At 67.8% G+C, this 25,001-nt stretch carries 30 protein-coding genes, 1 tRNA gene and 1 other RNA gene; 13 read left to right on the top strand and 19 right to left on the bottom strand.

The window, feature by feature from the left end; translation table 11 throughout:
* The first annotated feature begins 1 nt into the window (after position 1).
* Both rnpB and QE392_RS11770 read left to right on the top strand, forming a co-directional pair.
* An RNA gene (gene rnpB, locus QE392_RS11775) (RNase P RNA component class A) lies at positions 2-385 on the top strand.
* Positions 386-593: 208 nt separating this feature from the next.
* The gene (locus QE392_RS11770; protein ID WP_307451901.1) at positions 594-887 is read left to right on the top strand and encodes a hypothetical protein; all 294 of its coding nucleotides are present in this window, start codon (positions 594-596) and stop codon (positions 885-887) included.
* Positions 888-1,029: 142 nt separating this feature from the next.
* On the opposite strand, the gene ppgK is transcribed toward QE392_RS11770, so the two are convergent.
* Positions 1,030-1,815, bottom strand: coding sequence for a polyphosphate--glucose phosphotransferase (gene ppgK / locus QE392_RS11765; RefSeq protein ID WP_307451899.1), 786 nt, complete (start codon positions 1,813-1,815; stop codon positions 1,030-1,032).
* Between the two features lie 95 nt (positions 1,816-1,910).
* Here ppgK and QE392_RS11760 point away from each other — a divergent pair, with 95 nt between their 5' ends.
* Genes QE392_RS11760 through QE392_RS11750 form a run of 3 tightly spaced genes read left to right on the top strand, consistent with a single transcriptional unit; the run spans position 1,911 to position 6,479 of the window.
* On the top strand, positions 1,911-2,114 hold the full coding sequence (locus tag QE392_RS11760) for an SPOR domain-containing protein (protein WP_307451898.1): 204 nt from the start codon (positions 1,911-1,913) through the stop codon (positions 2,112-2,114).
* A gap of 23 nt (positions 2,115-2,137) precedes the next feature.
* Positions 2,138-3,478: a type I glutamate--ammonia ligase gene (gene glnA / locus QE392_RS11755; protein WP_307451895.1), complete on the top strand. Its 1,341-nt coding sequence runs from the start codon at positions 2,138-2,140 to the stop codon at positions 3,476-3,478.
* Positions 3,479-3,488: 10 nt separating this feature from the next.
* Positions 3,489-6,479 carry a bifunctional [glutamine synthetase] adenylyltransferase/[glutamine synthetase]-adenylyl-L-tyrosine phosphorylase gene (locus QE392_RS11750; protein ID WP_307451893.1) on the top strand — a complete coding sequence of 997 codons (2,991 nt, stop codon included), beginning with the start codon at positions 3,489-3,491 and terminating at the stop codon, positions 6,477-6,479.
* Positions 6,480-6,597: 118 nt separating this feature from the next.
* On the opposite strand, the gene QE392_RS11745 is transcribed toward QE392_RS11750, so the two are convergent.
* Positions 6,598-8,289, bottom strand: coding sequence for a long-chain-fatty-acid--CoA ligase (locus tag QE392_RS11745; RefSeq protein ID WP_307451891.1), 1,692 nt, complete (start codon positions 8,287-8,289; stop codon positions 6,598-6,600).
* A 141-nt stretch (positions 8,290-8,430) separates the two neighbouring features.
* On the opposite strand from QE392_RS11745, the gene QE392_RS11740 reads away from it, so the two are divergent.
* On the top strand, positions 8,431-8,745 hold the full coding sequence (locus QE392_RS11740; RefSeq protein WP_307451889.1) for a DUF2277 domain-containing protein: 315 nt from the start codon (positions 8,431-8,433) through the stop codon (positions 8,743-8,745).
* A 292-nt stretch (positions 8,746-9,037) separates the two neighbouring features.
* Here the strand turns inward: QE392_RS11740 and QE392_RS11735 are convergent, their stop codons facing one another.
* Entirely contained in the window at positions 9,038-9,250 is a 213-nt protein-coding gene (locus QE392_RS11735) for a hypothetical protein (RefSeq protein ID WP_307451887.1), read from the bottom strand.
* A gap of 401 nt (positions 9,251-9,651) precedes the next feature.
* Between QE392_RS11735 and QE392_RS11730 the strand changes: the two genes are divergently transcribed.
* The 3 genes from QE392_RS11730 to QE392_RS11720 all read left to right on the top strand — a co-directional run bounded on the left by QE392_RS11730 (position 9,652) and on the right by QE392_RS11720 (position 11,086).
* Positions 9,652-10,086, top strand: a complete 435-nt coding sequence (locus QE392_RS11730) for a hypothetical protein (RefSeq protein ID WP_307451885.1) — start codon at positions 9,652-9,654, stop codon at positions 10,084-10,086.
* A 1-nt stretch (position 10,087) separates the two neighbouring features.
* Positions 10,088-10,300: a helix-turn-helix transcriptional regulator gene (locus tag QE392_RS11725; protein WP_307451883.1), complete on the top strand. Its 213-nt coding sequence runs from the start codon at positions 10,088-10,090 to the stop codon at positions 10,298-10,300.
* 444 nt (positions 10,301-10,744) lie between these two features.
* Positions 10,745-11,086 (top strand): hypothetical protein, encoded by a 342-nt coding sequence (locus QE392_RS11720; RefSeq protein WP_307451881.1) that lies wholly within the window; start codon positions 10,745-10,747, stop codon positions 11,084-11,086.
* On the opposite strand, the gene QE392_RS11715 is transcribed toward QE392_RS11720, so the two are convergent.
* The 13 genes from QE392_RS11715 to QE392_RS11655 all read right to left on the bottom strand — a co-directional run bounded on the left by QE392_RS11715 (position 11,087) and on the right by QE392_RS11655 (position 17,466).
* Positions 11,087-12,757, bottom strand: a complete 1,671-nt coding sequence (locus QE392_RS11715; RefSeq protein ID WP_307451879.1) for a hypothetical protein — start codon at positions 12,755-12,757, stop codon at positions 11,087-11,089.
* Complete coding sequence (locus tag QE392_RS11710) at positions 12,757-13,026, bottom strand: hypothetical protein (RefSeq protein ID WP_307451877.1); 270 nt, start codon at positions 13,024-13,026, stop codon at positions 12,757-12,759. Before QE392_RS11710 ends, QE392_RS11715 begins: the two co-directional genes overlap by 1 nt.
* Positions 13,027-13,451: 425 nt before the next feature.
* Positions 13,452-14,249, bottom strand: coding sequence for a hypothetical protein (locus QE392_RS11705; RefSeq protein WP_307451875.1), 798 nt, complete (start codon positions 14,247-14,249; stop codon positions 13,452-13,454).
* 15 nt (positions 14,250-14,264) lie between these two features.
* A complete protein-coding gene (locus QE392_RS11700) occupies positions 14,265-14,486 on the bottom strand; it encodes a hypothetical protein (RefSeq protein WP_307451873.1) in 222 nt (73 codons plus the stop codon).
* 31 nt (positions 14,487-14,517) lie between these two features.
* Positions 14,518-14,589, bottom strand: a tRNA-Arg gene (locus tag QE392_RS11695).
* Positions 14,590-14,625: 36 nt separating this feature from the next.
* Complete coding sequence (locus QE392_RS11690) at positions 14,626-15,015, bottom strand: hypothetical protein (RefSeq protein ID WP_307451871.1); 390 nt, start codon at positions 15,013-15,015, stop codon at positions 14,626-14,628.
* Positions 15,012-15,197, bottom strand: a complete 186-nt coding sequence (locus tag QE392_RS11685) for a hypothetical protein (protein WP_307451869.1) — start codon at positions 15,195-15,197, stop codon at positions 15,012-15,014. The genes QE392_RS11690 and QE392_RS11685 overlap by 4 nt, the downstream gene beginning before the upstream one ends.
* A complete protein-coding gene (locus QE392_RS11680; protein ID WP_307451867.1) occupies positions 15,194-15,814 on the bottom strand; it encodes a helix-turn-helix domain-containing protein in 621 nt (206 codons plus the stop codon). The genes QE392_RS11685 and QE392_RS11680 overlap by 4 nt, the downstream gene beginning before the upstream one ends.
* A gap of 60 nt (positions 15,815-15,874) precedes the next feature.
* Positions 15,875-16,144, bottom strand: coding sequence for a hypothetical protein (locus QE392_RS11675; protein WP_307451864.1), 270 nt, complete (start codon positions 16,142-16,144; stop codon positions 15,875-15,877).
* The gene (locus tag QE392_RS11670) at positions 16,141-16,458 is read right to left on the bottom strand and encodes a hypothetical protein (RefSeq protein WP_307451863.1); all 318 of its coding nucleotides are present in this window, start codon (positions 16,456-16,458) and stop codon (positions 16,141-16,143) included. Before QE392_RS11670 ends, QE392_RS11675 begins: the two co-directional genes overlap by 4 nt.
* On the bottom strand, positions 16,455-16,892 hold the full coding sequence (locus tag QE392_RS11665) for a hypothetical protein (protein ID WP_307451861.1): 438 nt from the start codon (positions 16,890-16,892) through the stop codon (positions 16,455-16,457). The genes QE392_RS11670 and QE392_RS11665 overlap by 4 nt, the downstream gene beginning before the upstream one ends.
* Before the next feature lie 101 nt (positions 16,893-16,993).
* A complete protein-coding gene (locus tag QE392_RS11660; protein WP_307451859.1) occupies positions 16,994-17,272 on the bottom strand; it encodes a hypothetical protein in 279 nt (92 codons plus the stop codon).
* The gene (locus QE392_RS11655; protein ID WP_307451857.1) at positions 17,272-17,466 is read right to left on the bottom strand and encodes a helix-turn-helix domain-containing protein; all 195 of its coding nucleotides are present in this window, start codon (positions 17,464-17,466) and stop codon (positions 17,272-17,274) included. Before QE392_RS11655 ends, QE392_RS11660 begins: the two co-directional genes overlap by 1 nt.
* Before the next feature lie 113 nt (positions 17,467-17,579).
* Here QE392_RS11655 and QE392_RS11650 point away from each other — a divergent pair, with 113 nt between their 5' ends.
* The gene (locus QE392_RS11650) at positions 17,580-18,110 is read left to right on the top strand and encodes a helix-turn-helix domain-containing protein (protein WP_307451855.1); all 531 of its coding nucleotides are present in this window, start codon (positions 17,580-17,582) and stop codon (positions 18,108-18,110) included.
* Positions 18,085-19,167, top strand: coding sequence for a tyrosine-type recombinase/integrase (locus QE392_RS11645; protein ID WP_307451853.1), 1,083 nt, complete (start codon positions 18,085-18,087; stop codon positions 19,165-19,167). The genes QE392_RS11650 and QE392_RS11645 overlap by 26 nt, the downstream gene beginning before the upstream one ends.
* 46 nt (positions 19,168-19,213) lie before the next feature.
* On the opposite strand, the gene glnA (QE392_RS11640) is transcribed toward QE392_RS11645, so the two are convergent.
* The gene (glnA, locus tag QE392_RS11640) at positions 19,214-20,638 is read right to left on the bottom strand and encodes a type I glutamate--ammonia ligase (protein ID WP_307451850.1); all 1,425 of its coding nucleotides are present in this window, start codon (positions 20,636-20,638) and stop codon (positions 19,214-19,216) included.
* Between the two features lie 132 nt (positions 20,639-20,770).
* Between glnA (QE392_RS11640) and QE392_RS11635 the strand changes: the two genes are divergently transcribed.
* Positions 20,771-21,199, top strand: coding sequence for an RDD family protein (locus QE392_RS11635; protein WP_307451848.1), 429 nt, complete (start codon positions 20,771-20,773; stop codon positions 21,197-21,199).
* A 63-nt stretch (positions 21,200-21,262) separates the two neighbouring features.
* Here QE392_RS11635 and QE392_RS11630 read toward each other — a convergent pair whose 3' ends face one another.
* Positions 21,263-21,973: a DUF4191 domain-containing protein gene (locus QE392_RS11630; protein WP_307451846.1), complete on the bottom strand. Its 711-nt coding sequence runs from the start codon at positions 21,971-21,973 to the stop codon at positions 21,263-21,265.
* A gap of 117 nt (positions 21,974-22,090) precedes the next feature.
* On the opposite strand from QE392_RS11630, the gene QE392_RS11625 reads away from it, so the two are divergent.
* A complete protein-coding gene (locus tag QE392_RS11625) occupies positions 22,091-23,206 on the top strand; it encodes a hypothetical protein (protein ID WP_307451844.1) in 1,116 nt (371 codons plus the stop codon).
* A gap of 17 nt (positions 23,207-23,223) precedes the next feature.
* Here the strand turns inward: QE392_RS11625 and sucB are convergent, their stop codons facing one another.
* Positions 23,224-24,966, bottom strand: a complete 1,743-nt coding sequence (gene sucB / locus QE392_RS11620; protein ID WP_307451842.1) for a 2-oxoglutarate dehydrogenase, E2 component, dihydrolipoamide succinyltransferase — start codon at positions 24,964-24,966, stop codon at positions 23,224-23,226.
* Between the last annotated feature and the right edge of the window lie 35 nt (positions 24,967-25,001).

The following is a 25,001-nucleotide window of genomic DNA, read 5'->3' as shown; positions in this document are numbered from 1 at the left end:
ATGGGTCGGCTGGACGGTCGCGTCACGGGTTCGCCCGTGCCGAGGAACGTCCGGGCTCCACAGGGCAGGACGGTGGGTAACGCCCACCCGGAGCAATCCGCGAGACAGTGCCACAGAGAGCAGACCGCCCCGGCCCGTGAGGGCCGGAGTAAGGGTGAAAGGGTGGTGTAAGAGACCACCGGGGTCGTGGTGACACGACCCGCGAGGTAAACCTCGTCCGGAGCAAGGTCAGACAGGGGATGACGACGCGGCTCGCCGAGTCCCCGGGTAGACCGCTGGAGCGGCGCGGCAACGTGTCGCCGAGAGAGATGACCGTCCACGGGGCCCCTGAGCTTGTCGAAGGGACGCCCCCGGACAGAACCCGGCGTACAGGCCGGCCCATTCGCCCCTGACCGCAGCCGGTCGCGCCGCCCCGTGGCGCGCATCCAATCCGTTTCCGGGCCGGGACCGAACAAGAGGCGACCCTCCCGTTGGCCCCCTGCCTCGGGAGGGTCTTCGCGTGTCGGCGGACGGTCTGCGCGTCGCGTCCAGCCCCCCGCCGATGTCGTACATATGTTCTACCATCGACCTCGGCCGGGGAAGGGGTCCGGTGCATGGGATCGACGAGAGTCAGCGACGAGATGGTCGCGCGGGTGCTGGCATCCATCGCTCCGTGCACGTTGCAGCCCGAGACGTGGGGCGCCGCTCCGATCGAGTGGTACGCGCAGAAGCGTGCGGTGTGGGCGTGGGTGACCTGGCCGAACCGTGCCGCCACGCGGGAGCCCGCGTGGGCGACGGGCGGCAACGACCGCGTGGTCATGCTCGAGGTGGCATGCGAGGGCGGCCATTGGGCGCCGGTGGTGTGGCGCAACGCCGTCAGCGTGCGCCGCGTCGAGCCGTCAGCCTGACACCTCACCGCGCCCGCGGCGGTCACCCTGTTCCGACCGCCGCCTTCGCCCCGACGGGCGCTCCGCCTCCACTTTGAGAAGCGGGCGCGACCCGGACGGCGTCGGTGGCGTCGTGAGCGCGGTCATGACGCCGCGCGCACGCTCACTTGACCGCAGGAAGCGCCTCGGGCACGGGAACGGCGAGCGACGCCGCGCCGATGATGCCCGCGTTGTTGCGGTGCTTCGCCGGGACGATGGGCGCACGCAGCTTGAGCAACGGCAAGAAGTGCTCGGAGTGCTTCGACACGCCGCCGCCGACGACGATCAGGTCGGGGCTGAAGAGGAACTCGACGTAGTCGTAGTACCACTGCAGGCGCTTGGCCCACTTGTCCCACGACAGCTCCTCGCGCTCCATCGCGGAGTAGGCGGCGAAGTGCTCGGCATCCTTCTTGTGGCCGGCGCGCTGCAGGTGCCCGAGCTCGCTGTTGGGAACCAGCACGCCGTCGTAGATCATGGCCGACCCGATGCCGGTGCCGAGGGTCGTCAGGATGACGAGCCCCTCGACGCCCTTAGCCGCGCCGTAACGCACCTCGGCGATGCCGGCGACATCGGCGTCGTTGGCGAAATGGATGCCGCGCGACAGACCGTCTTCGAAGAACTTCTCGGCCTCGAACCCGATCCACGTCTTCGACACGTTCGCCGCAGACAGGGTCTTGCCGCTCTTCACGATGGCGGGGAAGGCGACACCCAGCGGCAGGTCGGCGGGGGCCTCGAGCGTCTCGAGCACCTTGCGGACGGCGGCGAGGACGTCGGCGGGCTCGGCGCCGGCGGGGGTGGCGACCTTCACCCGGTCGCTGACGAGCTCGCCGGCATCCAGGTCGACGATTCCGGCCTTGATGCCGGTTCCACCGATGTCCACTCCGACCGCACGCGACGCATTCGTTGCCATACCCCCCAGCCTATCCAGGCGTACGGTCGTCATCAGTAGGATCGGGAGAGCACCGGCGGTTCACGCCGACACGCGAGACCCACGTGAGGAGCATCGTGAGCGACGACAGCAAGAAGTACTGGTACAACCTCGCGACCGGCCAGGTCGAGCAGGGGTACGAGTCGCCCGCGGTCGATCGCGCCGGCCCCTTCGACACCGCCGAAGAGGCGGCCAACGCGCCGCAGCTCTTCAAGGAGCGCGCGAAGAAATGGGCCGAAGATGAAGCGAACGACGACTGGGGCTCGGGCTCCGCTCGCTGACCGCACCGATACGAGGGATGACGATGGACAAGCAGCGTGATTTCGTCCTGCGCACGATCGAGGAGCGCGGCGTCAAGTTCGTGCGCCTGTGGTTCACCGACGTGGTGGGCACGCTCAAGTCGGTGGCGATCGCCCCGGCCGAGGTCGAGGGTGCCTTCACCGAGGGTCTCGGGTTCGACGGCTCGGCGATCGAGGGGCTGACGCGGTCGTACGAGTCCGACCTCCTCGCCCACCCCGACCCCACGACGTTCCAGATCCTGCCGTGGCGCGGCGAGATCGATCCGACGGCGCGCATGTTCTGCGACATCACCACGCCCGACGGACAGCCGGCCGTCGCCGATCCCCGTCACGTGCTCAAGCGCACGCTGGCCAAGGCCGCCGACGCGGGATTCACGTTCTACACGCACCCCGAGATCGAGTTCTACCTGCTGAAATCCTCGCAGCTCGGACCCGACGGACGCCCGCAGCCGGTCGATTCCGCGGGCTACTTCGACAACGTCCCCGGCGGCACGGCGCACGACTTCCGCCGCCGGTCGGTGCGCATGCTCGAAGACCTCGGCATCTCGGTCGAGTTCAGCCACCACGAAGGCGGACCCGGTCAGAACGAGATCGACCTGCGGTACGCCGACGCCCTCACGACCGCCGACAACATCATGACGTTCCGCACGGTCGTCAAGGAGGTCGCGATCGAGCAGGGCGTGTACGCCACGTTCATGCCGAAGCCCATCAGTGGTCAGCCCGGCAGCGGCATGCACACGCACCTCTCGCTCTTCGAGGGCGACATGAACGCCTTCTACGAAGAGGGCGGTCAGTACCAGTTGTCGAAGGTCGGCCGACACTTCATCGCCGGGCTCCTGCGCCACGCGAACGAGATCTCCGCCGTCACCAACCAGTTCGTCAACTCGTACAAGCGCCTGTGGGGCGGCGACGAGGCCCCCAGCTTCATCTGCTGGGGCCACAACAACCGCTCCGCCCTCGTGCGCGTGCCGCTCTACAAGCCCAACAAGGGGCAGTCGACGCGCGTGGAGTACCGCGCGCTCGACTCGGCCGCCAACCCCTACCTGTCGTACGCGCTCATGCTCGCCGCGGGCCTCAAGGGCATCGAAGAGGAGTACGAGCTGCCCGCCGAGGCCGAAGACAACGTGTGGTCGCTGACCGACGCCGAGCGTCGTGCGCTGGGGTACGCGCCCCTGCCGGGCAGCCTCGACCATGCGCTCGAATACCTCGAGGAATCGGAGCTGGTCGCCGAGACGCTGGGGGAGCAGGTCTTCAAGTACGTGCTGCTCAACAAGCGTCGCGAGTGGCGGCAGTACCGCGCCCAGGTCACCCCGTTCGAGCTCGAGAGCAACCTCGAAGCCCTCTGACGGAGAGCTCATGACCTCGAGCGATCGATCGACGGCGCTCACCGCTCTCGCCCGCACCGGATTCTCGCGGCTCACCGAAGCAGACACCCTGCTCGGCGAGCTCGAGGAGACCGTGGGCGTCGACCGAGCGGATGCCATGCGGGTGGCGCAGCGCGTCGCCGACCCCGACGGTGCGCTGCGCGCGGTGCTGCAGGTGGCCCGGCGCGATGCCGCCGCCGTCCGCGCGGCGTCAGCCGATGCGGGAGCATGGCGTGCGCTCTGGGATCTGGTGGGGGCATCCGACGGTTTCGCCGAGTTCTACCTGCGGCACCCCGGCGAGTTGGTCCATCTGTCGGGTGCGGGACTCACGCTGCCCGACGAGCAGACCATGCGCGCTGAGCTGCTGGCATCCGTCGGTGACGTCGACGGCTTCGCCTCGGACGCCTCGGATGCCGCGTGGGTGGCTCTCCGCGTCCGCTACCGCCGCCTGCTGGCCCGCATCGCGGCGTTCGACCTCGGTCAGGACGACCCCGCCGCCGTCATCGACGTCGTCTCCGCGGCGCTCGCCGACATCGCCGGTGCCGCCCTCGAGGCATCGCTGAGCGTCGCCCGAGCACGGGTCTCCGCGGCCGGACCCGGCTCTTTCCCCCGGGCCCAGGTCGAGGCGACGCGCTTCGCCATCATCGCCATGGGCAAGACGGGCGCCCGTGAACTCAACTACGTGAGCGACGTCGACGTCATCTTCGTCGGCGGCACAGCCGACGAGGACGTCGTCTCGGAGGCGCGAGCCATCGACATCGGCACGCGCCTGGCCGTGCAGACCATGCGCGGCATCTCCGGTCCCGAGATCGAACCGCCCCTGTGGGAGGTCGATCCCAATCTGCGCCCCGAGGGCAAACAGGGCGCGCTCGTACGCACGCTCGCCTCGCACCGGCAGTACTACGACCGTTGGGCGAAGAGCTGGGAGTTCCAGGCGCTGCTCAAGGCGCGGGCGATCGCGGGCGATCCGCAGCTCGGTGCCGAGTACGTCGCCGCGGTGCAGCCTCTCGTCTGGCACAGCTCCGCGCGGGAGAACTTCGTCGAGGGTGTCCAGCGCATGCGCGAACGTGTCACCGAGCACATCCCCGCGGGCGAGGTGAATCGTCAGCTGAAGCTGGGGCCCGGTGGCATCCGCGACGTCGAGTTCACCGTGCAGCTGCTCCAGCTCGTGCACGGTCTGACCGACGAACGCATCCGCCAGCGCGGCAGCCTGGAGGCCCTGGACGCCCTCGTGGCGGAGGGGTACATCGGACGCACCGAGGCAGAGTCGTTCGCGCGCAACTACCGACTGCTCCGCTTGCTCGAGCACCGGCTGCAACTGCGCGGACTGCGACGTACGGCGCTCCTCCCGGAGAAAGAAAGCGACCTGCGGGTCCTCGCACGGGCGACACGCCTGGCGGATTCGGCATCCGGTGTCCAGGAGGCCTGGGAGAGCATCAAGCGCGAGGTGCGCGACATCCACGTGCGCCTGTTCTACCGTCCGCTGCTGTCGGCCGTCGCCGCCCTGCCCGAGGGGGAGCGGACGCTGTCGACCGAGCAGGCGCGCGACCGGCTCGCCGCCATCGGCTTCCGCGATCCCGCGGGTGCGCTGCGCCACATCGCGGCGCTGACCAGCGGGTTGAGCCGCAAGGCGACGATCCAGCGCCACCTCATGCCGGTGATGATCCGGTGGTTCGCCGACGGCGTCGACCCCGACTACGGCCTCCTCGTCTTCCGGCGCATCAGCGAGCGGCTCGGCAACACCCCGTGGTTCCTGCGCATGCTGCGCGACTCCGCGGGCGCGGCCGAGAGCCTGACCCGCGTGCTGTCGGGCTCGCGGTACATCGGCGAGCTGATGGAGTGGATCCCCGAGTCCGTCGCGTGGCTCGACGATGACGCGCTGCTGCGGCCCCGCTCCGGCAAGGCCCTCGAGGAGGAGGCGCGGGCGATCCAGACGCGCTGGCAGAACATCGAGGATGCGATGCGCTCGGTGCGGGCGCTGCGCCGCCGCGAGATGCTGCGCGTCGCGATGGCCGCGGTGCTCGGCACCGTGTCGCTCGAAGAGCTCGCCGAAGCCTTGTCGACCATCACCGAAGTGACGATCCAGGCGACGCTGCGTGCGGTTCGACGGGTCGTGGTGCCTCCCGAAGACGACGAACTCGACTTCGCGGTGATCGCGATGGGCCGCTTCGGCGGACGGGAGATGGGCTTCGGATCGGATGCCGACGTCATGTACGTCTACCGTGCGAACGGCGTCGATCCTCAGCGTGCGAGCCAGCTGGCGCTCAAGCTGGTGGCCGGGATCCGCGAGCACTCAGAAGATCACCGCCTGCCCCTGGAACTCGACGCCGAACTGCGGCCGGAGGGTCGAAGCGGCCCTCTCGCCCGGTCGATCGAGGCGTACGGAGAGTACTACCGGCGGTGGTCTCTCTCGTGGGAGGCGCAGGCGTTGCTGCGCGCCCGCGGCGTCGCGGGCAGCGTCAAGCTCATCCGCGCGTTCATGGAGCTCGCCGACGAGGTGCGCTACCCCGAGGCGGCCGATCAGAACGGACTCCGTGAGATCCGCCGCATCAAGGCCCGCGTCGAGAGCGAGCGGCTCCCGCAGGGCGCCGACCCGGCGCGGCACCTCAAGCTCGGCCCCGGATCGCTCAGCGACGTCGAGTGGCTCGTGCAGTTGCTGCAGTTGCAGCACGCGCGGTCGGTGCCCGCCATGCGGACGACGTCCACCCTGGCCGCCCTGAGCGCGGCCGTGGAGGCGGGGATCGTCGACGCGGACGCGGCGCAGAAGCTCGCCGCAGCGTGGCACCTCGCGAGTCGCCTGCGCTCGGCCAACACCCTGCTGTCGGGGCAGACGAGTGACGTGCTGCCGGCGGATCGTCTGCGGCTCGACGGGATCGGCCGCATCCTCGAGTACCCGCCGCGCTCGGCCACGCGTGTCGAGGACGACTATCTCGGCGCGACGCGCAGGTCTCGGCGCGTGTTCGAGAAGCTGTTCTACGGCTGAGCGGCGCTGCGACCGACGCTTCGGGCGCCGGTGGGGATGCCGTCGGCTCGGCGCCGAGGCATCCCGTCTCCGCACCCGCGCGGTGCATGGCGGCGGCCCCGAAGGGCGGGTATCGCCGTCACGACATCAGACGCTCCCGCACCTCGCGGCGCAACACCTTGCCGATGAGCGAGCGCGGGAGATCGTCGACCACGACGATGCGGCGGGGCACCTTGTAGCCGGCCAACCGCGTCTTGCAGTAGTCGCGCACGGCCTCCGGCGAGATGTCGACGCCGTCACGGACGACGATGGCCGCGGCGACTTCTTCGCCGCCGCGTTTGGGTAGCGCCACGACCGCGGCGCTCTCGATGTCGGGATGCGAGGTGAGGACGTCTTCGACCTCGCTGGGTGCGACGTTGAAGCCGCCGGTGATGATGATCTCTTTCAGGCGGTCGACGATCGTGACGAAGCCGTCGGACGAGACGGTCGCGATGTCACCGGTGCGCAGCCAGCCGCCGGGGAGGAGGGTGTCGGCGGTGTCGGCCGGTCGCTGCCAGTACCCCTGGAACACCTGGGGGCCGCGCAGGAGGAGTTCTCCCGCCTCGCCGAGCGGGCGGTCGACGGCGGGGTTCTCGGGATCGACGACACGGATGTCAGTGCTGGGGAACGGCACCCCGACCGTGCCGGGCCGCCGGGAGGGTCCGATGGGGTTGCCCAGGGCGACGGGGGAGGACTCCGTCATCCCGTAGCCCTCGACGAGCAAGCCGCCCGTGGCCTGCTCCCACCGGTCGACGGTCGCGACGGGGAGGCTCATCGCCCCCGAGATCGCGAAGCGCACCGTCGTCAGATCGATCGTGCCTCGGGCCGCCGCGCGTGCGAGCTGGTCGTAGATGGGGGGCACCGCCGGCAGGAACGTCGGCGGGCTCTTCTTGGCCGCCACGGTGACGAGGTCGAGGTCGTACTTGGGAAAGAGCACGAGCTTCGCCCCGATGCTCATGGCGAACGTCAGGCACAGCGTGAGTCCGTACGCGTGGAACAGCGGCAGCACGCCGTAGAACGTCTCCTCCCCGTCGCGCAGGCCGGGGACCCACGCTCGCCCCTGCATCGCATTCGCCCGCAGGTTCGCGTGGGTCAGGATGGCGCCCTTCGGGGTTCCCGTCGTCCCGCTGGTGTACTGCAGGAGAGCGATGTCTTCGAGCTTGGGACCGGGGTGCTTCCGCGACAAACGGCCGCGCGTCGCCAGCCTCTCCCACGCGATGGGCCGCTTCGACCGCGGTGCGGCGGTCAGCTGCTCGCGCGCGCGGCGCGCCTTCGAGATCGGCAGGCGGAGGGCGAGACGCTTGCCGAGCGGCAGCGCCCTCGTGATGTCGACGCTCACGATGTGCTCGAGCGCGAGATCCGACGGGAAGGCCGCGACGGTGTCGGCGCTCTTGTCCCACACGATGGCGAAGCGTGCGCCGTGGTCTTCGAACTGGTGGCGCAGTTCGCGAGCGGTGTAGAGCGGGTTGTGCTCGATCACAATGGCGCCCAGTCGGAGCACCGCGTAGAACGCGACGACATGCTGCGGGCAGTTGGGCAGCACGAGCGCGACACGGTCCCCGGCGCCCACACCGAGGTGGCGGAGTCCCTCCGCAACGCGGGAAACCTCATCACCGAGCTGTGCGTAGGTCGTCGCCGCACCGAAGAATTCCAGGGCGACCTTCTTCCGGTACGTCTGCACCGAGGCCGCCAGCATCTCCGGAAGAGTCTGCGAGGGTGCATCGATCTCGAGAGGCACTCCCTCGGCGTACGACGTCGACCAGGGGCGAGAAGCGTAGGGGGACTCCGGCATGAATCCATCCTGGCAACAGCCTCCGACATCGCGCTGACGGTTGACGAGGTCGCCGTCGGTCTCGGCTTCACGCACTCCGACGCGTCGGTGCCTCCTCGGCACCCCTCGCGTACGTCGGCCGATCGGCCTACCCTGTCGGGCATGTGCCGCAACATCGTCCCCCTGCACAACTTCACGCCCCCGGCGACGGATGCCGAATGCCAAGACGCCGCGCTGCAGTTCGTCCGCAAGATCGTGGGCACCACGACGCCGTCGCGGGCCAATCAGGCGGTCTTCGATCGCGCCGTCACCGAGATCGCGGCATCCGTGCGTCACCTGCTCGACGACCTCGTCACGAGCGCACCGCCGAAGGTGCGCGAGGTGGAGGCGGCAAAGCGGCAGGCGCGCTCCGCCGAGCGTTACGAGGCGATCCGGGTGTTCCAGGAGCAGAAGCGGGCCGAGCGACTCACCTCGTGAACGCCCTCAACCGCTGACGGCTCGGAGCGGGAGTCGCAGCCGGGCTCCGCTGTCCGGAAAGCGATATGGCTGACCATCACCCCGCGCGGATGTCTCCGCGATGGCGCGGACGGTCCGGCGGAGAAACGAGGACGCCCGCCCCCGCGAAACGGCGGGGACGGGCGTCGACGTGGATGATCGGGCGATCAGACCCCGAAGTACAGCTCGAACGAAACCGGGGCTGAGGGCATATGTTGAGATCTGCTGGGGAACGCGTGATTACGCGGTTTCAGCGCTGTCCAGTGGTGCCGGATCAGGTCGTCTGTTGGGAGTTTCGCGGACTTTCCGCGGACCTGAGGGCTACCTCGGCGTCGTGCTTCTCAATGGCGTCGCGCTCGGCGGCCTCACGCAATGCTCTCTCGTAGAGTGATTTTTCGATGCCGTCGCGCATGATGATGGCGGCCGCGGTGAGCCGCTCATCGGGGGTCATGTCAGAGATGCGCCGCGCGTCGTGAAAGCCCGTCATGGTGTTCACTGTGAATGACCCCGATCGCTGCCCGCAATGCCCGTATGGATCAGATGCGGGCTGCCCAGTCTGGGGAAAGGCGTTGGGTCCTGCGTTCGAGCACGGTGCCCGACGGGTACGGTGCGAGCCATGAGCGGAGACGTCGGTGAGCCATACAATAGGAAGCGCGGGTTCAGTCGTGATGAGGCGGCTGACTACTGCGGTGTGAGCGTCTACAAGGTCGCGACTGGCCGTGTTGGATGAATTCCTTCACGCTCTTCGCGTTGGGAGGAGCGTGCTGCGATCCGTGACAACGCATTCCCCGCGCGCCGCAACGGCAAGGACATCGTCATCTTCCGAGAAGACCTGGACGTATGGATGGAGGGTTGGGAGCTCATCTGGATCTCCGTAGCCTTGCCCGCGTGATGATGTCGATCGACCGAAGAGAACTCGAGCTGATCGTCAGCGATATTCTCCGCCGATACCTCGAGGGAGAGACCCTGCCGGCACCCCAGGTGCCCGACCCACCGACCCCCGCCGTGCTCGGGGCCGCCGTCAGGGCCGAGCTCGCGCGACGAGACATACACCCGAAGGCGCTGGCCGATGAGCTCGGTCTCACAACCGCCACCGTGCGTTTGCGGATGCAAGGCGTCTACCCATTCAGGGATGAAGAGATGGAGACCGTGCTGAGGATGCTCGACCTCACGCTCGGCGAGCTGCACGCGCTCGCTCGGCACGGAGCACGGTTCACCGAACCGCGGGACTCTACGCTTCCGCTAATCCCCGAACCGCCGGCTCCGGCGATCGACGTCTGGGCGCAGCCGCCGCGATCGCGTCGGCGGGGCCGGGCGTACTGACGTGGCACGCGCGTGGATCAGCGGCGACCGGTACCTGTCGCCCGCGATGGTGTGCGAGCTCGTTCCCGGCATGACGATCGACGTCCTCAGTGCCCGCCGGCGGCAGCGGCTATCGCCTCCGTACTACAAGCCCAGCGGGAACACAGTGCTGTACCGCGAGTCCGAAATCCACGCGTGGGTGGATGCGAGCCGCGTCGAGACGCGCGAGCGATAGCCTGATGCTGTGGTTCGCGCGTGGATCAGTGGGGATCGGTTCCTGTCGCCGGAGATGGTGTGCGAGATGGTCCCGGGCATGACGAAAGAGATCCTCGCGAAGCTGCGCGAGAGTGGCCGCGGCGCAAGCTTGGAGCGCGCTTCGGTGACGGGCTAACGCTCACCCGTGGGACAAACCTCGGCCCACTGCACAGATCCGTGGCGAGTTCAAGTGGGGCGCCCATGTCCACCATTCGGAGGACATTGCCCTAGCGTCATCTGGTCCCCACCGTCAGGCATTCACCGCCCCCCTTTCTGACGGTGGGGACACAGGCGGGCGTCAGTCTTCGCGGTGACCAGGGCCCCACCCCCTCCCCCCGACCCCCAGTCGATCCCTCGGCATTGCGACTTTCACACACGGAGTTTGTGAGGCGGAGTTCCGGCCGCAGGCGCTAGATTTCGGCCTATGGACGACCACAAATCTCGCCCGTCGAACACTGCCCTGATTCGAGGCATCCTCGCGGAAACGCACGCTGACAGCCCGGCCGCTGTCGACTACGCGCTGTGCGAGATCTACGCCCTGAACCCAAGCGTCGACGAGCTCAGAGGCGCGATCACCACGCTGCAGTCCTCCTTGGCTGCTCTGCGCGACCATGAACCGGCGGATTCTACCGGCGACGGGATCATCTCCCACATCGAGGCAGCCGCCCTGCTGGAACAAAGTTACGCAGAGAAGATCCACCTGCTCGAGCGGGCGGTGTCAGTCCTGGAAGCTCGCGAAAGCCAGCCGCTGCACATTCCCTACTGATCAAACACGTGCCTCCCACATGATCTGACGGTCCGCCGTCACGGCGCCCGGGACGACGATCTGGAATTGCGAGGTGCTGATCGTATTGACGATCGCGTCGGCGGTCTCCGCGTGTCGGCCGGTGAGGTTGATCACCGTCGGGGTGGCGTTCATGCCGTGGTTGACGGTGATGCTGGTGCCGCCGCTGGCGATGGTGGCGACGCCGTAGTTCTCGGTGACGTAGACGCCGTCGTTGCGGCGGATCTTGGTGTTGGCGCCGGCCTTGCTGATGCCGCCGTTGCGGATCAGGTTGCCCTCGATGAGGTTGCTGTCGGAGCCGGTGCCTTCGGCGATGCTGAAGCCGGTGTTGTTACGGATGACGAGGCCGCGGACGCGGGTCCGGACGGTGGAAAGGGTGCTGCTGCCGAGCTGGACGGCACGGCCGCCGCCGTCGGTGAATCCGTCGGCGATGAGGGAGTCGGTGATGCTGCCGACGAAGATGCAGTTTTGCGCGTTGGTGAACCCGCTGGTGGGGTACTGCACCTCGGGGTTGATGGTGAGGGAGTTGCCGCCGGCGATGTGGATGCCGTTGTACCCGTCGGTGACGCCGATGACGCGGGCGTGCACTCGGGAGCGGATGAGGGTGACGGCGTAGAACGGGTGCAGGGTGAGCCCGGACGTGACCCCGATGCCCGTGCCGCATCCGATGAGGGTGACGTCGAATTCGGAGTCCTGCGCGCGGACGATGTCGACGCCGCTGCGGGCGGCGCGAACGAAGGTCGAGTCGACGACACGGATCCCGCGCAGTGTGGATGAGGAGTGCAAGTCGTTGAACGAGATGCCCTTATTCGCGCAGTCGTAGCCGATGAGGCCGGTGAAGGTGAGGTTCTCGATCGTGCGGGACTCGCCGGCGGCGACGGATCGGTCGGTCTGGTTCACCCGGACGAGGGATGCGTGCTTGGAGGTGCCGATGACGTTGGCGACGGTGAAGTTGCGGACGTCGGCGTACTGGGCTGAGATGCCGAGCAGGTCGTCACCGGCGACACCGTGGATGCCGTCGATGGTGACGTCTTCGCAGTCGAAGAAGTGGATGCCGTCCTGGTTGATGTGCTCGGAGTGGGTGCGATAGTTCGTGAGGTAGATATCGCGGGAGTCGGTGATGAGCCCGCCGAACGCGAGCGGCCACAAGACGGTGACGTTGTCGAGGGTCAGCCCGTCGATCTTCTTGAGGTAGATCGCGTGCCAGCTCGCCGGCGGGCGCGGGTCGTTCTCCGTCTTCCGATTGCCGTCGAGGGTGAGCCCGATGACCTTGACGTTCTTGTTCCCGGCGGTCCAGTCGTTCACCAGCATCGACTTCGCCGTGGTCGCACCGAGCACGAGCGTGGTGCCGGTGGCGTCCCAGTTCACGTTCGAGGGGAGCGTGATCGGATCGGTGATCGTGGTCTGCCCGATCGACCGCTTCACGCCGAGCGCGGACGCCGTCGCGAGCCAGGCGTTGATCTGCACGGCTGTGGTCGTCGAGTCGATGGTGATCTGGGACGCGAACTGAGCGCCTCCCACTTCGTCGACGCGCGCGTCGATCCATTCGGCGGGCTTCCCGCTGAATGCACCCGTCTCGGTGTCCGCGAGGACCATCCCGAGGGTCTTGCGGTCGGTGTACGCCTTCGCCATTCCAAGGGTGACGGGGTCCATCAGTTCTCTCCGATCTCGACGAGGTGGCCTGCGTCGTCGTAGGTGTAGGTGCGGGTGATGCCGAGGCGGGTGTCGGTCGCGACTGTCCCGTTGGCGTTGTACGTGTAGGTGGTCGTGATGCCGTCCCGCGTGGCGGACAAGATCCTGCCGGCGCTGTCGTACGTGATGGAGGTCGGCGCGAAGGCGGGTTCGAACGCCTCCCTCGCGCGGGCGTTGGTGACGACCTGGTCGGGTTCGTCAGTAATCGGGCCCCGGTCGGTTGTGGTCATGTTCCTTCTCCTAGTTCGTTTTTTTCGATCGGTAAGTACGGACGCGGCATGCCTCCGAGCACCATTTCCGCGGGTTGCGCTCGCGCGGGCCGTGACTCAGCGCAACGCCGCATCCGGCGCATTTGCGGTTCATGCGAGCGAGCTGCCGCGGGGTCAAGATGTGCATGTGGATGCCCTTCTGCTGTGTACGGGTAAAAATCCCCAGACTCGTCCAGACTGCTGACACCAGCGCCTCTCCGCGCTTCTGGGGGTGGGGGTGGGGGCTCCCCGGGTTGGGGCCGGCGCCGCGGTGTGGTGGCCGCGGCGCCGGTGTTGTCGCGCAGGGCACTCCGTGGCGAGTGTCCTTCGTTCCCGTGTCAGCCAGGAGGTGCACCGGTGAGGTGGATGCTGGGGTGACGTTGACGCGACGCATGGTGGCGAGCTACTCAGTAGTCGGTGAGACCGAGTGCTGCTCGCGCTGTCTTCTCAGCGGTGTTCGCGTCCTCTGACGCCCATCGCTCTTGATCGGGACTGATGACGCGCTCGATGTGCGGTTCGGTAGGGATGTGCAGGTTGGGCCGTGCGGCCGCGATGGCTCGGCCCACTCGCATCGGCCGACCCGAAGATGCGACGGTGTCCCAGTACGCCTGCACGTCTTCGACCATTGCCTCGAGCGGGTAGTGCTCGTCGAGGTCGACGACGCCGGCGGCGCTGAGGCTGGTCAGCAGCTCGCTGATGTCCTTCCACCGCTGCACGTCCCGCTCGAGCTGGGTGTACAGGTCCCCGTGGCCCAGGCGGGCGGCGTCACCGATGCTCATCACCCCGTAGGGGATGGTCTCGACGGCGGTGAGGATGCGGGCGGTGGTCTCGTCGAAGACGGGGCGGATGACCTTCAGGAGGTCGGTGCGGCGGAAGAGGCGGATGGCGTCGCCTTGGGTGTCGTCGGCGGCCTGGTTGTACATGTCGGCGACGCGCTGGGTGTGCTCTTCGTTCTTGGCGTGTGCTGCGCGGTCGACGGCGGCGATGACGGCCGCGGTGTCGTCGAGGTCGATGGTGGCGAGCACCTGGCGGAGGGGGCGGGTTCCCTGTCGTGCTTCGTCCCGGATCTTGAGGATGCGGTCGGCGCGTTCGTTCGCTGCGTTGACGGCGGGGAAGGTGTCGGCGGTTCGGATGCCGAGCTGTTCGAGGGTGTCGAGCCACTCGATGAGGTCGAGGTGCTTCTGTTCATTCGCGAGGTAGGCCATGGGGTGTCCTGTCTGTCAGCGGCCGAGGGCCTGCGTGATGTGGGCTTCGATGTTGGGGTCGCGGTCCGCTCGGCCTGTGGCGATGTCGACGATCTGGGTGGCGGTGAGGTCGGCGCCGTAGCCGGCGTCCTTGAGCTGGGATGCGTGGTGTTCGAGTTCGGCGCGGGTGTCGCCGCGGAGGAGGGTGGCGGGGACGCCGGTCGCGGCTGCGACGTCGTCGCGGTCCTGGTCGGTCATGGTGTGTCCTTTCGGTCTGGTGGTCGTGCTGTCCCCTCGGCAGGGATCGAACCTGCGGCCATCCGGTTAGAAGCCGGTCGCTCTTCCGCTGAGCTACGAGGGGGGAAGGGGGTACGCGCTGGCGACGTACCCCGGCGAGTCAGGCGGGCGGGCTGAGGGCCCAGATCATTCCGGCCCAGATCCCGCCAGCGGGTCGGGCCTTCTCTGCGTAGGCCCGGCACATCGAGCGGATGGCGCAGCGGGTCAGGCACGTGTCCTGTAGCTCGACGCGGTCGCTGTGGGTGATGCCGTCCCCGAGGAAGCGCAGGTCGCCGTCGCACGGTGGCGTCGTGCTTTCCATGGCACGGCCGAGCGCTTCGTACTCGGGGACCGCAGTGTCGTGACGGTCGTACGGGTCGCGGACCTGCTCCTGTCGCATGGCGCGCTCGAAGTCGCTGCGGAGCATGACCTCGCCGGGTCGGCCAGGCACCGGGATGATCTCGTCTTCCTCGCCGGTGTCTTCGCGAACAAACTTGCCCAGGGGGATCATGCGGCCGCTCCGTCTCGCGCGTCGTGCCACGCCGGCGAGCCCTCGGCGAGCATGCCGTCGTCGCGGGTGCCGCACCCGCACCATCCCGAGAGCGGGTCGTACCGGTGTCGGTGGCCGTTCACGACGAGGGGTGTCGATCGCGCCGACACCCCGCCGAGGTCGGCATAGGTCTCGCTGTTCATGCGGTTCCCCTCTCGGGTCTGATCTCGCAGTTCATGCAGGTGCCGTCGGCGAGGAAGCGGTGGCGGTCGGGTGGGCAGTACTCGCCGGGCCGGGTGGTCACGAGGTTCCGAGCTGGAAGGTGAAGCGGCGCGATCGGCGCAACACCTTGTCGACCCGAATCCCTGTTCTTTTCTCTTCTCTTCTCTTCGTGGCGAGCATCCTCGCCAGTTAGCTCGCCAGTTGGCTCGCCAGTTGGCTCGCCAGGTCGTGGGGAGTTATCCACAGGTCCGGTGGCGAGCATCCTCGCCATGTCGTCGGTTCGTGAAGTGGCGAGGATGCGCGCCACCGGCGCGAGAATCCGCCATGCGGTGGAGCGTGAACGGGAGGGCGTCCGTTCGATCAACTTCGCCTCGACGAGGGCGTCGAAGACGTTGCGCACGGTGCGACGGTTCAGAGACAGGCTCTTGCCGAGGCTCTCCGAGGAAGGCCATGCGATCCGGTCGGGGTTGGCGTGCATCGCGAGCGCCGCGAGCACGCGATTCATTCGGTCTTCGCCGATGCGGTGGCTGGTTTCTGGGATGGGCACGGTGAGCGCCCACCAGACGAGCTCGTCGTCTGCGACGGTGCGTCCCGTCATGTGTGTGCCTTTCGTGGGACCTGGGGCCCGTCGTGCCCTACGGGCCCCAGGTGTATCGGGTCAGACGTCTCGGTTTCGCAAGCGCTCGTCAACGTCCGGGAGCCGACGCAGCATCGGCCGCGCCTCGACGCGGTCCCACTCGTCGGCGAGAGCCAGGAGGCGGAGACCCACCGCCCTTGCGTTGCTGCGGCTGAGGTGAGGGTCGTCGAACTGTTCGACGTAGATCGAGTCGACCTCTCCGCTCGCGAGGTCACGCGAGACGTGGACGTAGTCCTCGGCGAACTCCCGGTCGAACGGATCGGGCTCAGGAACGGTGAGTGTGAGGATCACAGCCTGACCCCCGCCTTGATCGCTGCGTGGCAGATCACGAAGACGACGTGACTCAACTGAGCCGATTCGATGAATGTTGTCTCGTCGCCGGTGACGACCTTCAGTGACTCGAGGGGTGCGCCCACCGTCCCGTCAGCGGCAACGTCGGTCTGCCACTCGACGCCGACCGTAACGAACGGGTCCTCGATGATCACGGCCCGGTCGAACACCAGCACGTCGCCGCGGTTCCCGTTCGGCACCGCGACACGGTCATAATCGGGCTGCTTCGCCCAGGGGGGCACCGGCACGAGCTTGGCGGCAGCCGCGGGGGTCACGCCGTCACCTCCGCACGCGCAAGCTCGGTCCGCTGACGGAGACGGGAGATGTCGCCCAGCGTCAGCTTCATGGCGTCGTACGGCTGCCCTGTCGCGGCCAGGACCCACTGCTGAGCGCGGGCGAGGTCTGCACCCACCTGTGCGGCGCCGGACAGCGAGAGCTCGTCCAGGGCGACGACGCACCAAGCCCCGATACGGGGCTCGTCGACGACGACGATCGAGCCGTCATCCTGGATGTCGGCCCACTGCATCACCTCGACGGCACCGATCGCGACGGAGAACCGGAGAGCGGACGCCGTCCCGTAGTGCATGTCGACGTACGTCTGCTCTTCGTCAGCCCAGGCCGGTCGGACCTTCTCGACCGTCTCGGCCTGATCGCGGAGCCACTGTGCCTGTTCCGCGATGTCGGGGGCTTGCGCTACTGTTGTGCTCATATTCACTTCGGTGTCCTTCTGGGTGCCAAGGCCTCGGACCGCGCCAACGGTTCCGAGGTCTTTTTCTTGCGCGAGTACCGCTCGCGCCTCGGTTCGGATAGTCACAGCGCCTCGCCTCGCTCCATCAGCAAGCGATTCACCTGCTCCTGCATCGGACGTGCGAACTCGTGCGGATCATCCGGGAGCTGGATGGGCCATCTAGACACCGCGACAAGACCGCCCAGTGCCTCGTCGGATCCACAAAGTCCGCAGATCTCGATATCGCGCCCGGGTGTGGCACGCGAACGGGCAGCGATCACCACATCTCCGCGAACTTCGATGGGACCGTCGCAACGCGGGCAGACATGGAGAGCGAGATCACTTTGCTCTTGCGCGCTCATCAACTCACCGCCCCGAAGCCCGACTCGACAAAGGCGTCGAGATCTTCCGGCTTGACGACCACACGGCCGCCGACCTTGCCGGCCTTGAGCTGGCCACTGGTGATCAGCCATCGCGTAGCCGAGACGCTGCGGCGCAACTGCATGGCCACTTCATCGATGAACAGGTATCGGACCTGCGTCGTTTCGATCGTCATGTCATCCTCCTCGGGACTCAATCTGAGGCCGTTTGAGAATTAGAGCATGATTCTCGCGAAGTTTCAACATCATTCGATTGTGGGATTTTGCGTCAAGCTCGTATGGTGAAGTCATGCCCGAAAGAGACGACGAGAGCTATATCCGCCTGATGCAGGACCAGATAGACGAGCTCCCGTCCAATCGCGAGATGTTGCTCTTCAACGAGCACGTCATGGTCGACAAGTTTCGGATGATGCGCGAAGAACGCGGGTGGTCCCAGAAGGATTTGGCGGACGAGGTAAACCGCTACGGTCTGGACTTCCATCAATCGACGATTGCGAAGCTCGAGACCCACAAGCGGCCGCTTCGGGTGGCCGAGATGTACGCCCTCTCGTATGTGTTCAAGATGCCTCCGGCAGCCGTGTACCTCATGGCTCACTCGTCCCTGGAGTTCAACGGCCTCGACGAACTCACCCGGCTGATGGAGATCGAGGAACGCCACCGCGCCTACACGCGAGATCTGCTCATGGAGCAGCTATCGAACTTCGTCGACTCGCTGGCCGAGAGTGAGATCCGGATGAAGAACCTCGCGGATACGATGCGGCGCGTTGCATCTCGCGCCGCCGAGGACGGCCCGCATGGCGTCGATCAAGCAAAGGCCTGACGGAGTCTGGCGCGCCCGCTACGTCGGTCCTGACGGCAAGGAGTACGCGAAGCACGCGAAGCTAAAGCGCGACGCGCAGGCGTGGCTCGACGAGGCCACCGCGGCGATGCAGGCGGGGACGTGGGTCGACCCGCGCACGCTGAAGATGACGATGGGGGAGTGGCTCGACACCTGGGAGTCGGGCTATGCCGGCAACCGACCCGGCACGGTGAAGTCGGCCGCGACGCACCTCAAGCTCATCCGCGCGAAGTTCGGCAATCGACAGCTGCGCGGCATCCGCTCGTCGGACGTGAAGACGTGGATGGCCGAGCTCTCCGAGAAGTACGCGCGATCGTACGTCTACGCGATCCACCGGCGCCTGGCCCAGGTGATGACCGACGCCGTGCACGACGGCGTACTCGTGCGCTCACCCGTCTCGAGGCGCACCAGTCCGCCCGCGCCGACACAGCGGCCGTACGTCGCCACGACGGCGCAGGTGTGGGCGCTGTACGACGCCCTGCCGCGGGCGTACCGGAACATGCTGCTGCTCGGCGCGTTCGCGGGCCTGCGCCCCGGCGAGATTGCCGCGCTCACCCGTGCGGACATCGACTGGGAGGCGCCGTCGATCAAGGTCAGCGCGCAACACGACGGAGCCGAGCTGAAGACGGAGACGTCGGCCGGCGTCGTGCCGATACCCGCCGACCTCGCGGCGATGCTCAAAGCCGACGCGGGTGAGGCGCACATCGTTCCGGGCGTCTTCGGCCGCGGCGTCACCGCGTGGCACCTGAACGATGTCTGGTCGACGACGCGCGACACCATCGACGGGCTCCCCGACGGGTTCCGCATCCAGGATCTCCGGCACTACTTCGCGAGCCTGCTCATCGCCGCCGGGCTCGACATCAAGGTCGTCCAAGCGCGCATGCGGCATGCCTCGCCGATCATTACGCTGCGCACCTACGCTCACCTCTGGCCCGACACCGACGACACCTCGCGTGCGGCCGTGGCGAGCGTCCTGAGCGCGCGAAAGAGCCCCCCGGGTGCGGACCCGGAGGGCTCTGACGAGGATTCCACGGACTAAACGCGGACTAGAGGGGCTTCAACCCCCGGAAGCCCGCGGGAATCCGCTAGACCCCGAAGTACAGCTCGTACTCGAAGGGGTGCGGGCGCTGGGCCATCGGCTGGATCTCGTTCTCGATCTTGTACTCGATCCAGGTGTCGATGAGCTCCTGCGTGAACACGCCGCCGGCGAGCAGGAACTCGTGGTCGGCACGCAGGGCCTCGAGCGAGTCGAGCAGCGAGTTGGGGACCTGCGGGATGTTCTTCGCCTCTTCGGCGGGGAGCTCGTACAGGTCCTTGTCGACGGGCTCGTGCGGCTCGATGCGGTTCTTGATGCCGTCGATGCCGGCCATCAGCTGCGCCGCGAACGCGAGGTACGGGTTGCCCGAGGCGTCGGGCGCACGGAACTCGATGCGCTTGGCCTTGGGGTTGGTGCCCGTGATGGGGATACGGATGGCCGCGGAGCGGTTACCAGCCGAGTACACCAGGTTGACCGGCGCCTCGAAGCCCTTCACCAGACGGTGGTAGCTGTTGAGGGTCGGGTTGGTGAAGGCGAGCACGGCGGGAGCGTGAGCCAGGATGCCGCCGATGTACCAGCGCGCGATGTCGGAGAGTCCGCCGTAGCCGGTCTCGTCGTAGAACAGCGGCTTGCCGTCGTTCCACAGCGACTGGTGCGTGTGCATGCCCGAGCCGTTGTCGCCGAAGAGGGGCTTCGGCATGAAGGTGGCGACCTTGCCCCACTCCTGAGCGACGTTCTTGACGATGTACTTGAACTTCAGGATGTCGTCGGCCGCGTGCACCATGGTGTCGAAGCGGTAGTTGATCTCCGCCTGTCCACCGGTGCCGACCTCGTGGTGGGCTCGCTCGAGGATGAGGCCCGCGTCGATCAGCTTGAGGCTGATGTCGTCGCGCAGGTCGGCCTGCTTGTCGACGGGGGAGACGGGGAAGTAGCCGCCCTTGTAGGGGGTCTTGTTGGCGAGGTTTCCGCCCTCTTCGACGCGGCCCGTGTTCCAGGCGCCTTCCTCGGAATCGACCGAATAGAAGCTCGCGTTCTGCTTCACTTCGTAGCGCACGTCGTCGAAGATGTAGAACTCGGCCTCGGGCGCGAAGAACGCGGTGTCGGCGATGCCGGTCGAGGCGAGGTACTTCTCGGCCTTCTTGGCGACCTGACGCGGGTCCTTCGAGTAGATCTCGCCGTTGCGAGGGTTGTAGATGTCGAAGACCATGATGAGCGTCTTCGCCTCGCGGAACGGGTCGAGGTACGCCGTCGTCACGTCGGGGATGAGCTGCATGTCCGACTCGTGGATGTTCGCGAACCCGCGGATCGACGAGCCATCGAACAGCTGTCCGACGGTGAAGAACTCCTCGTCGACAGTCGAGGCGGGGATGTTGAAGTGCTGCTGCACACCAGGAAGGTCCGTGAAACGGATGTCGAGGAACTTGACGTCCTCGTCCTGGATGAACTTGAGCACCTCGGACGAATCTTTGAACATGAAGACTCCAGAGGTAGAACATTCGGGATCGGCGGGCCTCGCCCAGCCTCCTCGACCCTATCCAGAACCAGTGTCTCGGTCATATCTCGGATGTTTCCGGGATGTTACAGCGGCCCGATTACGCTGGATGCCGTGACCGTCTCCGCCGAGAACGAATACCCGGGTCAGCGACTCGGCCTTCCCCGCGAGGGCCGCGGTTCGATCGCACGCCCAGGCCGTCGCATCGCGGCCCTGCTGATCGACGTCGCGAGCGCAGGGCTGGTCGGTTTCGCCTTCTTCTCGACCCCCGATCCCGTGACCGGAGTGCCGTTCGCGAACCCCCTGGCCACGAACCTCATCTTCTTCGTCGTGCAGATCCTGTTCATCCCGCTGATCGGCGGGAGCCCCGGGCACCGTCTCATGGGTATGCGACTGGAGCGCGCGTCGGGTGGCTGGGTGGGCCTCTGGCGCCCTGTCGTGCGGACCGTGCTCCTGGCAGTGATCATCCCCGCCGTCGTCTGGGACGCCGACCAGCGCGGCCTCCACGACAAGGCCGTGGGTACCGTCCTCGTGCGGACCTGAGCACGCGCTCCGACGAAGAAGGCCCCCGCATCCGCGGAGGCCTTCTTGCTCATGTTCGTGTGATCAGCGGGGGCGCGGCGCGCGCATCTTGGTCGGGTCGACGCCCTTCGGAATGGGCAGCGACGACAGCCCCTGCGAGACCGACGACACGCGCTTGATCACGGCGGCCATGGTCGCGCGATCCACCTTCTTCGGCAGCGCCTTGATGGTCGAGGCGAGCTTGGCGATGGGCACCTCGTCGTCGCCGTGTCCCACGTAGAGGACCGTCACGGGAACGCCGGAGGCGACGCGCTGCACGCGACCGCGTTCTTCGCCGACGAGGCGCGTGAGCCGGCTGCGGTTTCCCTCACCGATGAGGACGACCCCGCCTCGCCCGATGGCGCGGTACAGCGCCTCCTGGGTGCGCGGGTTCACGCCGACGGGGGTCTCGGACGCCTGCCAGTTGCGACCCAGCGACGACGACAGCACGTGGCCGGTGGCCCCCGGCATCCCATCGATCTTCTTGTACATGGCGGTCGTCGACAGACGCGTCATGGTGATCATCGCGATCAGGATGCCGGCCAGCAGGCCCGTGACACCCCACAGGATGATGCTCCACGCCGCGGGCTGCGGAAGGAGGAAACCGACGAGCACGCCGAGGGCGATGCCCACGAGAACGATGCCGGCCAGCAGGAACGGCAGCCACCGGTACTCCTTCTGCGTGAAGGTGTACAGCGTTTTCAGCTGCGAGAAGAAGCCCGGACGCTTCTCGGGCGTGGTGGTGCGAGCGGCCATGCCATCGATTCTATCTTCGCCCGCGGCCCCTCCTCCCCAGATGGCTGATCCCCTCGGGCGTCCCCGTTTGGCTGTTCGCGTGCCGCGCGGGGGAGAGGCCTCGATCATGATCGGCGGATGAGTCCTTCCTCGACATCCGTTCTGGTCGAACCGTTCGACGTGTACCTCTGGCGACGATCGCGCAGCGCCCTCCCCCTCACCCCGGGCGAGGCCGTGACCGCGACGGTCGGGCTCCTGCGGGGCTGTCGACACGCGACCGGACGATTCGAAGGTGCCGAGTGGTGGCTGCGGGCCGACGGCTGTCCCGTCGCCGTCGAGGAGGAAAAGAACCAGGATGTGATCGCGGCGACGGCCGACACACTCGAGGGGCTGGCATCGCTCACGGGGGAGGGGGCTACCCGGGAGATCATCGTGCGGGCGCGCGAAAGCGTCCTCACCTTGCCGCCGCGAGAGTGGGAGGCGCTCGAACGTCGACTCTTCCAGCACGCCGATCCGGTGCCTCTCGTGCTCGGTCCTCTGACCCCCACGGGCGACGATCCGGGAACGACGGACGAACGCGCGGCGCCCGGCGCAGCGTCCCGCGTGTTGGCGCTCGTGGACGCGGACCTCGCCGACGCGGCGCGCGACGTGGCGGGAGACCTCCGTGCGCGGTGGCGGACCTCTCGTGCCGTTCGGGTCGGCGTCCTCACTGCAGCCGCCGCACTCATCGTCGTCGGGGGCGTCTTGGCGTGGCCTCGACCGGGTCAACCCGCGGTGTCCGCGCCGGAAGCTCCGCCGACCACCGTCGGCGCCCCACCCTCCGTCGCTGCGTCGACGGTGCCGTCACCGCCGGTCGCCCTCCTCGCCGCGGCTCCGCCCGGGTTCGAAGGCCCGGCATCCGACGATCCGCCCGCTGTCGGGGATGGGACGCCGCAGGAGACGGTCGCTCCCACCGCGGTGGGCGGAACGACGGTCGCGGATCCCGTCGAGGGTGCCCGCGCCCTCTTCGCCGACGTCGATCGCTGCGCGGGGGAGGCGACGTGCCTCGCGGCGTTCGAGGAGGACTCGACCTCCGCACGTGAGCCGCTCCTTCCCGGCGCGGCGAACGGAGACGTCGCACTCATAGACGACTTCGGGGGAGTGGCCGTCGTGCGCCTCACCGGCGCCGGGACGATCCAGTACGTGACGATCGTGCGTCAGAAAGACCGATGGCTGGTCCGCACCGTCAGAACGGTTGCGGACCAGCCATCATGAGCCGATCGTCAGCGGAGTCAGTAGCCGAGGTCGCCCTCGAACTGCGCCGCCTCGAGACGAGCCTTGACGGCGCCCAGGAAGCGGGCAGCGTCGGCGCCGTCGATCGTACGGTGGTCGTACGACAGGGCGAGGTACACGTAGGAACGCACCGAGATCGCGTCCTTGCCGTCGACCGAGACGATGCCCGGCTTCTTCACCACGGCCCCGAGACCGAGGATGGCCGACTGCGGAAGGAAGACGATGGGCGTGTCGAACAGCGCGCCACGCGATCCGGTGTTGGTGAGCGTGAACGTGCCGCCTGCGAGCTCGTCGGGCTTGAGCTTGTTGTCACGCGTGCGAGCAGCCAGGTCGGCGATCTCGCGAGCGAGCTGCGCGATGTTCTTGTCACCCGCTTCCTTGATCACCGGGGTGAGCAGGCCGCGCTCGGTGTCGACCGCGATCGCGATGTTCTCCTGCGCGGGGTAGACGATCTCGTCACCCTCGACCGTGGAGTTGATGATCGGGTACGTCTTGAGCGCCTCGATCGCGGCGATCGCGAAGAACGGCAGGAACGAGAGCTTGTCGCCCGTCTTCTGCTGGAACTCGTTCTTGACCCGGTCGCGCAGCGCGGCCACCTTCGTGACGTCCACCTCCACGACGGTGGTGAGCTGGGCAGTGGCCTGCATCGACGCCACGGCGCGCTCGGCGATGACCTTGCGCAGGCGCGACATCTTCTGAGTGGTACCGCGCAGCGGCGAGACCTCGACCGGTGCCGGAGCCGCGGCCGGAGCGGCGGCGGGGGCGGACGCTGCAGCGGGGGCGGCCTTCGCCGCCTCGGCGGCCTTGAGGACGTCTTCCTTACGGATTCGACCACCGACGCCGCTGCCCTTGACCGAGGCGAGGTCGACGCCCTGCTGCTGCGCGAGACGGCGGACGAGCGGGGTGACGTACGTGATGTCGTCGTTCGACGAGGCTGCAGGAGCGGGTGCCGCGGGCTTCTCTTCGGCCGCGGGAGCGGGCGCGGCGGGCTTCTCCTCAGCCGCGGGAGCGGCGGGCTTATCCTCAGCCGCGGGAGCAGCGGGCTTCTCCGTAGCGGCGGGCTGCTCGGCCGGCTTCTCCTCCGCTGCGGGTGCAGCGGGCGCCTCAGACTGCGCGGCGGGAGCGGCACCGCTGCCGATCCGCGCAAGGGCGGCGCCGACGTTCACCGTCTCGTCTTCCTGAACGAGGATCTCCTGCAGCGTGCCCGCAACAGGCGAGGGGATCTCGGTGTCGACCTTGTCGGTCGAGATCTCCAGCAGCGGCTCATCGACGGCGACGTCGTCGCCGACGGCCTTCAGCCACCGGGTGACTGTGCCCTCGGTCACGCTCTCGCCGAGTTCGGGCAGCTTCACCTCGGTCGAGTCGCCTCCCGCGGCGGGCGCGGACTCTGCGGCGGGGGCGGCCTCAGCGGGAGCGGCCTCGGCGGGCGCGGCCTCCGGAGCGGGCTCGGCCTCCTGCTCGGCCGGAGCGGCCTGCGGGGCGTCGTCGGACGACGCCGCACCCGAGCCGTCACCGATCTTGGCGAGGACGGCTCCGACCTCGACGGTCTCGTCCTCCTGTACGAGGATCTCCTCGATGACACCCGAGACGGGCGAGGGGATCTCGGTGTCGACCTTGTCGGTCGAGATCTCCAGCAGGCCCTCGTCCTCCTGGACGGTGTCACCGACCTGCTTGAGCCAGCGGGTGACCGTTCCCTCGGTGACGCTCTCGCCGAGAGCGGGGAGGACGACGGAAGTGCTCATGAATAGTTCTCCTTCGTACCGGATGCGGTAACTAG

It is taken from the genome of Microbacterium proteolyticum (assembly GCF_030818075.1).
GTDB lineage: Bacteria > Actinomycetota > Actinomycetes > Actinomycetales > Microbacteriaceae > Microbacterium > Microbacterium proteolyticum_A.
This window is presented reverse-complemented; position numbering and strand designations above follow the sequence as displayed.

What these genes read in the sequence shown, in the direction of transcription:
- QE392_RS11770 (WP_307451901.1), top strand. Translation starts at nt 594, where the DNA reads ATGGGATCGACGAGAGTCAGCGACGAGATGGTCGCGCGGGTGCTGGCA.
- ppgK (WP_307451899.1), bottom strand. Translation starts at nt 1,815, where the DNA reads ATGGCAACGAATGCGTCGCGTGCGGTCGGAGTGGACATCGGTGGAACC.
- glnA (WP_307451895.1), top strand. Translation starts at nt 2,138, where the DNA reads ATGGACAAGCAGCGTGATTTCGTCCTGCGCACGATCGAGGAGCGCGGC.
- QE392_RS11750 (WP_307451893.1), top strand. Translation starts at nt 3,489, where the DNA reads ATGACCTCGAGCGATCGATCGACGGCGCTCACCGCTCTCGCCCGCACC.
- QE392_RS11745 (WP_307451891.1), bottom strand. Translation starts at nt 8,289, where the DNA reads ATGCCGGAGTCCCCCTACGCTTCTCGCCCCTGGTCGACGTCGTACGCC.
- QE392_RS11740 (WP_307451889.1), top strand. Translation starts at nt 8,431, where the DNA reads ATGTGCCGCAACATCGTCCCCCTGCACAACTTCACGCCCCCGGCGACG.
- QE392_RS11735 (WP_307451887.1), bottom strand. Translation starts at nt 9,250, where the DNA reads ATGACGGGCTTTCACGACGCGCGGCGCATCTCTGACATGACCCCCGAT.
- QE392_RS11720 (WP_307451881.1), top strand. Translation starts at nt 10,745, where the DNA reads ATGGACGACCACAAATCTCGCCCGTCGAACACTGCCCTGATTCGAGGC.
- QE392_RS11715 (WP_307451879.1), bottom strand. Translation starts at nt 12,757, where the DNA reads ATGGACCCCGTCACCCTTGGAATGGCGAAGGCGTACACCGACCGCAAG.
- QE392_RS11710 (WP_307451877.1), bottom strand. Translation starts at nt 13,026, where the DNA reads ATGACCACAACCGACCGGGGCCCGATTACTGACGAACCCGACCAGGTC.
- QE392_RS11705 (WP_307451875.1), bottom strand. Translation starts at nt 14,249, where the DNA reads ATGGCCTACCTCGCGAATGAACAGAAGCACCTCGACCTCATCGAGTGG.
- QE392_RS11700 (WP_307451873.1), bottom strand. Translation starts at nt 14,486, where the DNA reads ATGACCGACCAGGACCGCGACGACGTCGCAGCCGCGACCGGCGTCCCC.
- QE392_RS11690 (WP_307451871.1), bottom strand. Translation starts at nt 15,015, where the DNA reads ATGATCCCCCTGGGCAAGTTTGTTCGCGAAGACACCGGCGAGGAAGAC.
- QE392_RS11685 (WP_307451869.1), bottom strand. Translation starts at nt 15,197, where the DNA reads ATGAACAGCGAGACCTATGCCGACCTCGGCGGGGTGTCGGCGCGATCG.
- QE392_RS11680 (WP_307451867.1), bottom strand. Translation starts at nt 15,814, where the DNA reads ATGACGGGACGCACCGTCGCAGACGACGAGCTCGTCTGGTGGGCGCTC.
- QE392_RS11665 (WP_307451861.1), bottom strand. Translation starts at nt 16,892, where the DNA reads ATGAGCACAACAGTAGCGCAAGCCCCCGACATCGCGGAACAGGCACAG.
- QE392_RS11660 (WP_307451859.1), bottom strand. Translation starts at nt 17,272, where the DNA reads ATGAGCGCGCAAGAGCAAAGTGATCTCGCTCTCCATGTCTGCCCGCGT.
- QE392_RS11655 (WP_307451857.1), bottom strand. Translation starts at nt 17,466, where the DNA reads ATGACGATCGAAACGACGCAGGTCCGATACCTGTTCATCGATGAAGTG.
- QE392_RS11650 (WP_307451855.1), top strand. Translation starts at nt 17,580, where the DNA reads ATGCCCGAAAGAGACGACGAGAGCTATATCCGCCTGATGCAGGACCAG.
- QE392_RS11645 (WP_307451853.1), top strand. Translation starts at nt 18,085, where the DNA reads ATGGCGTCGATCAAGCAAAGGCCTGACGGAGTCTGGCGCGCCCGCTAC.
- glnA (WP_307451850.1), bottom strand. Translation starts at nt 20,638, where the DNA reads ATGTTCAAAGATTCGTCCGAGGTGCTCAAGTTCATCCAGGACGAGGAC.
- QE392_RS11630 (WP_307451846.1), bottom strand. Translation starts at nt 21,973, where the DNA reads ATGGCCGCTCGCACCACCACGCCCGAGAAGCGTCCGGGCTTCTTCTCG.
- QE392_RS11625 (WP_307451844.1), top strand. Translation starts at nt 22,091, where the DNA reads ATGAGTCCTTCCTCGACATCCGTTCTGGTCGAACCGTTCGACGTGTAC.
- sucB (WP_307451842.1), bottom strand. Translation starts at nt 24,966, where the DNA reads ATGAGCACTTCCGTCGTCCTCCCCGCTCTCGGCGAGAGCGTCACCGAG.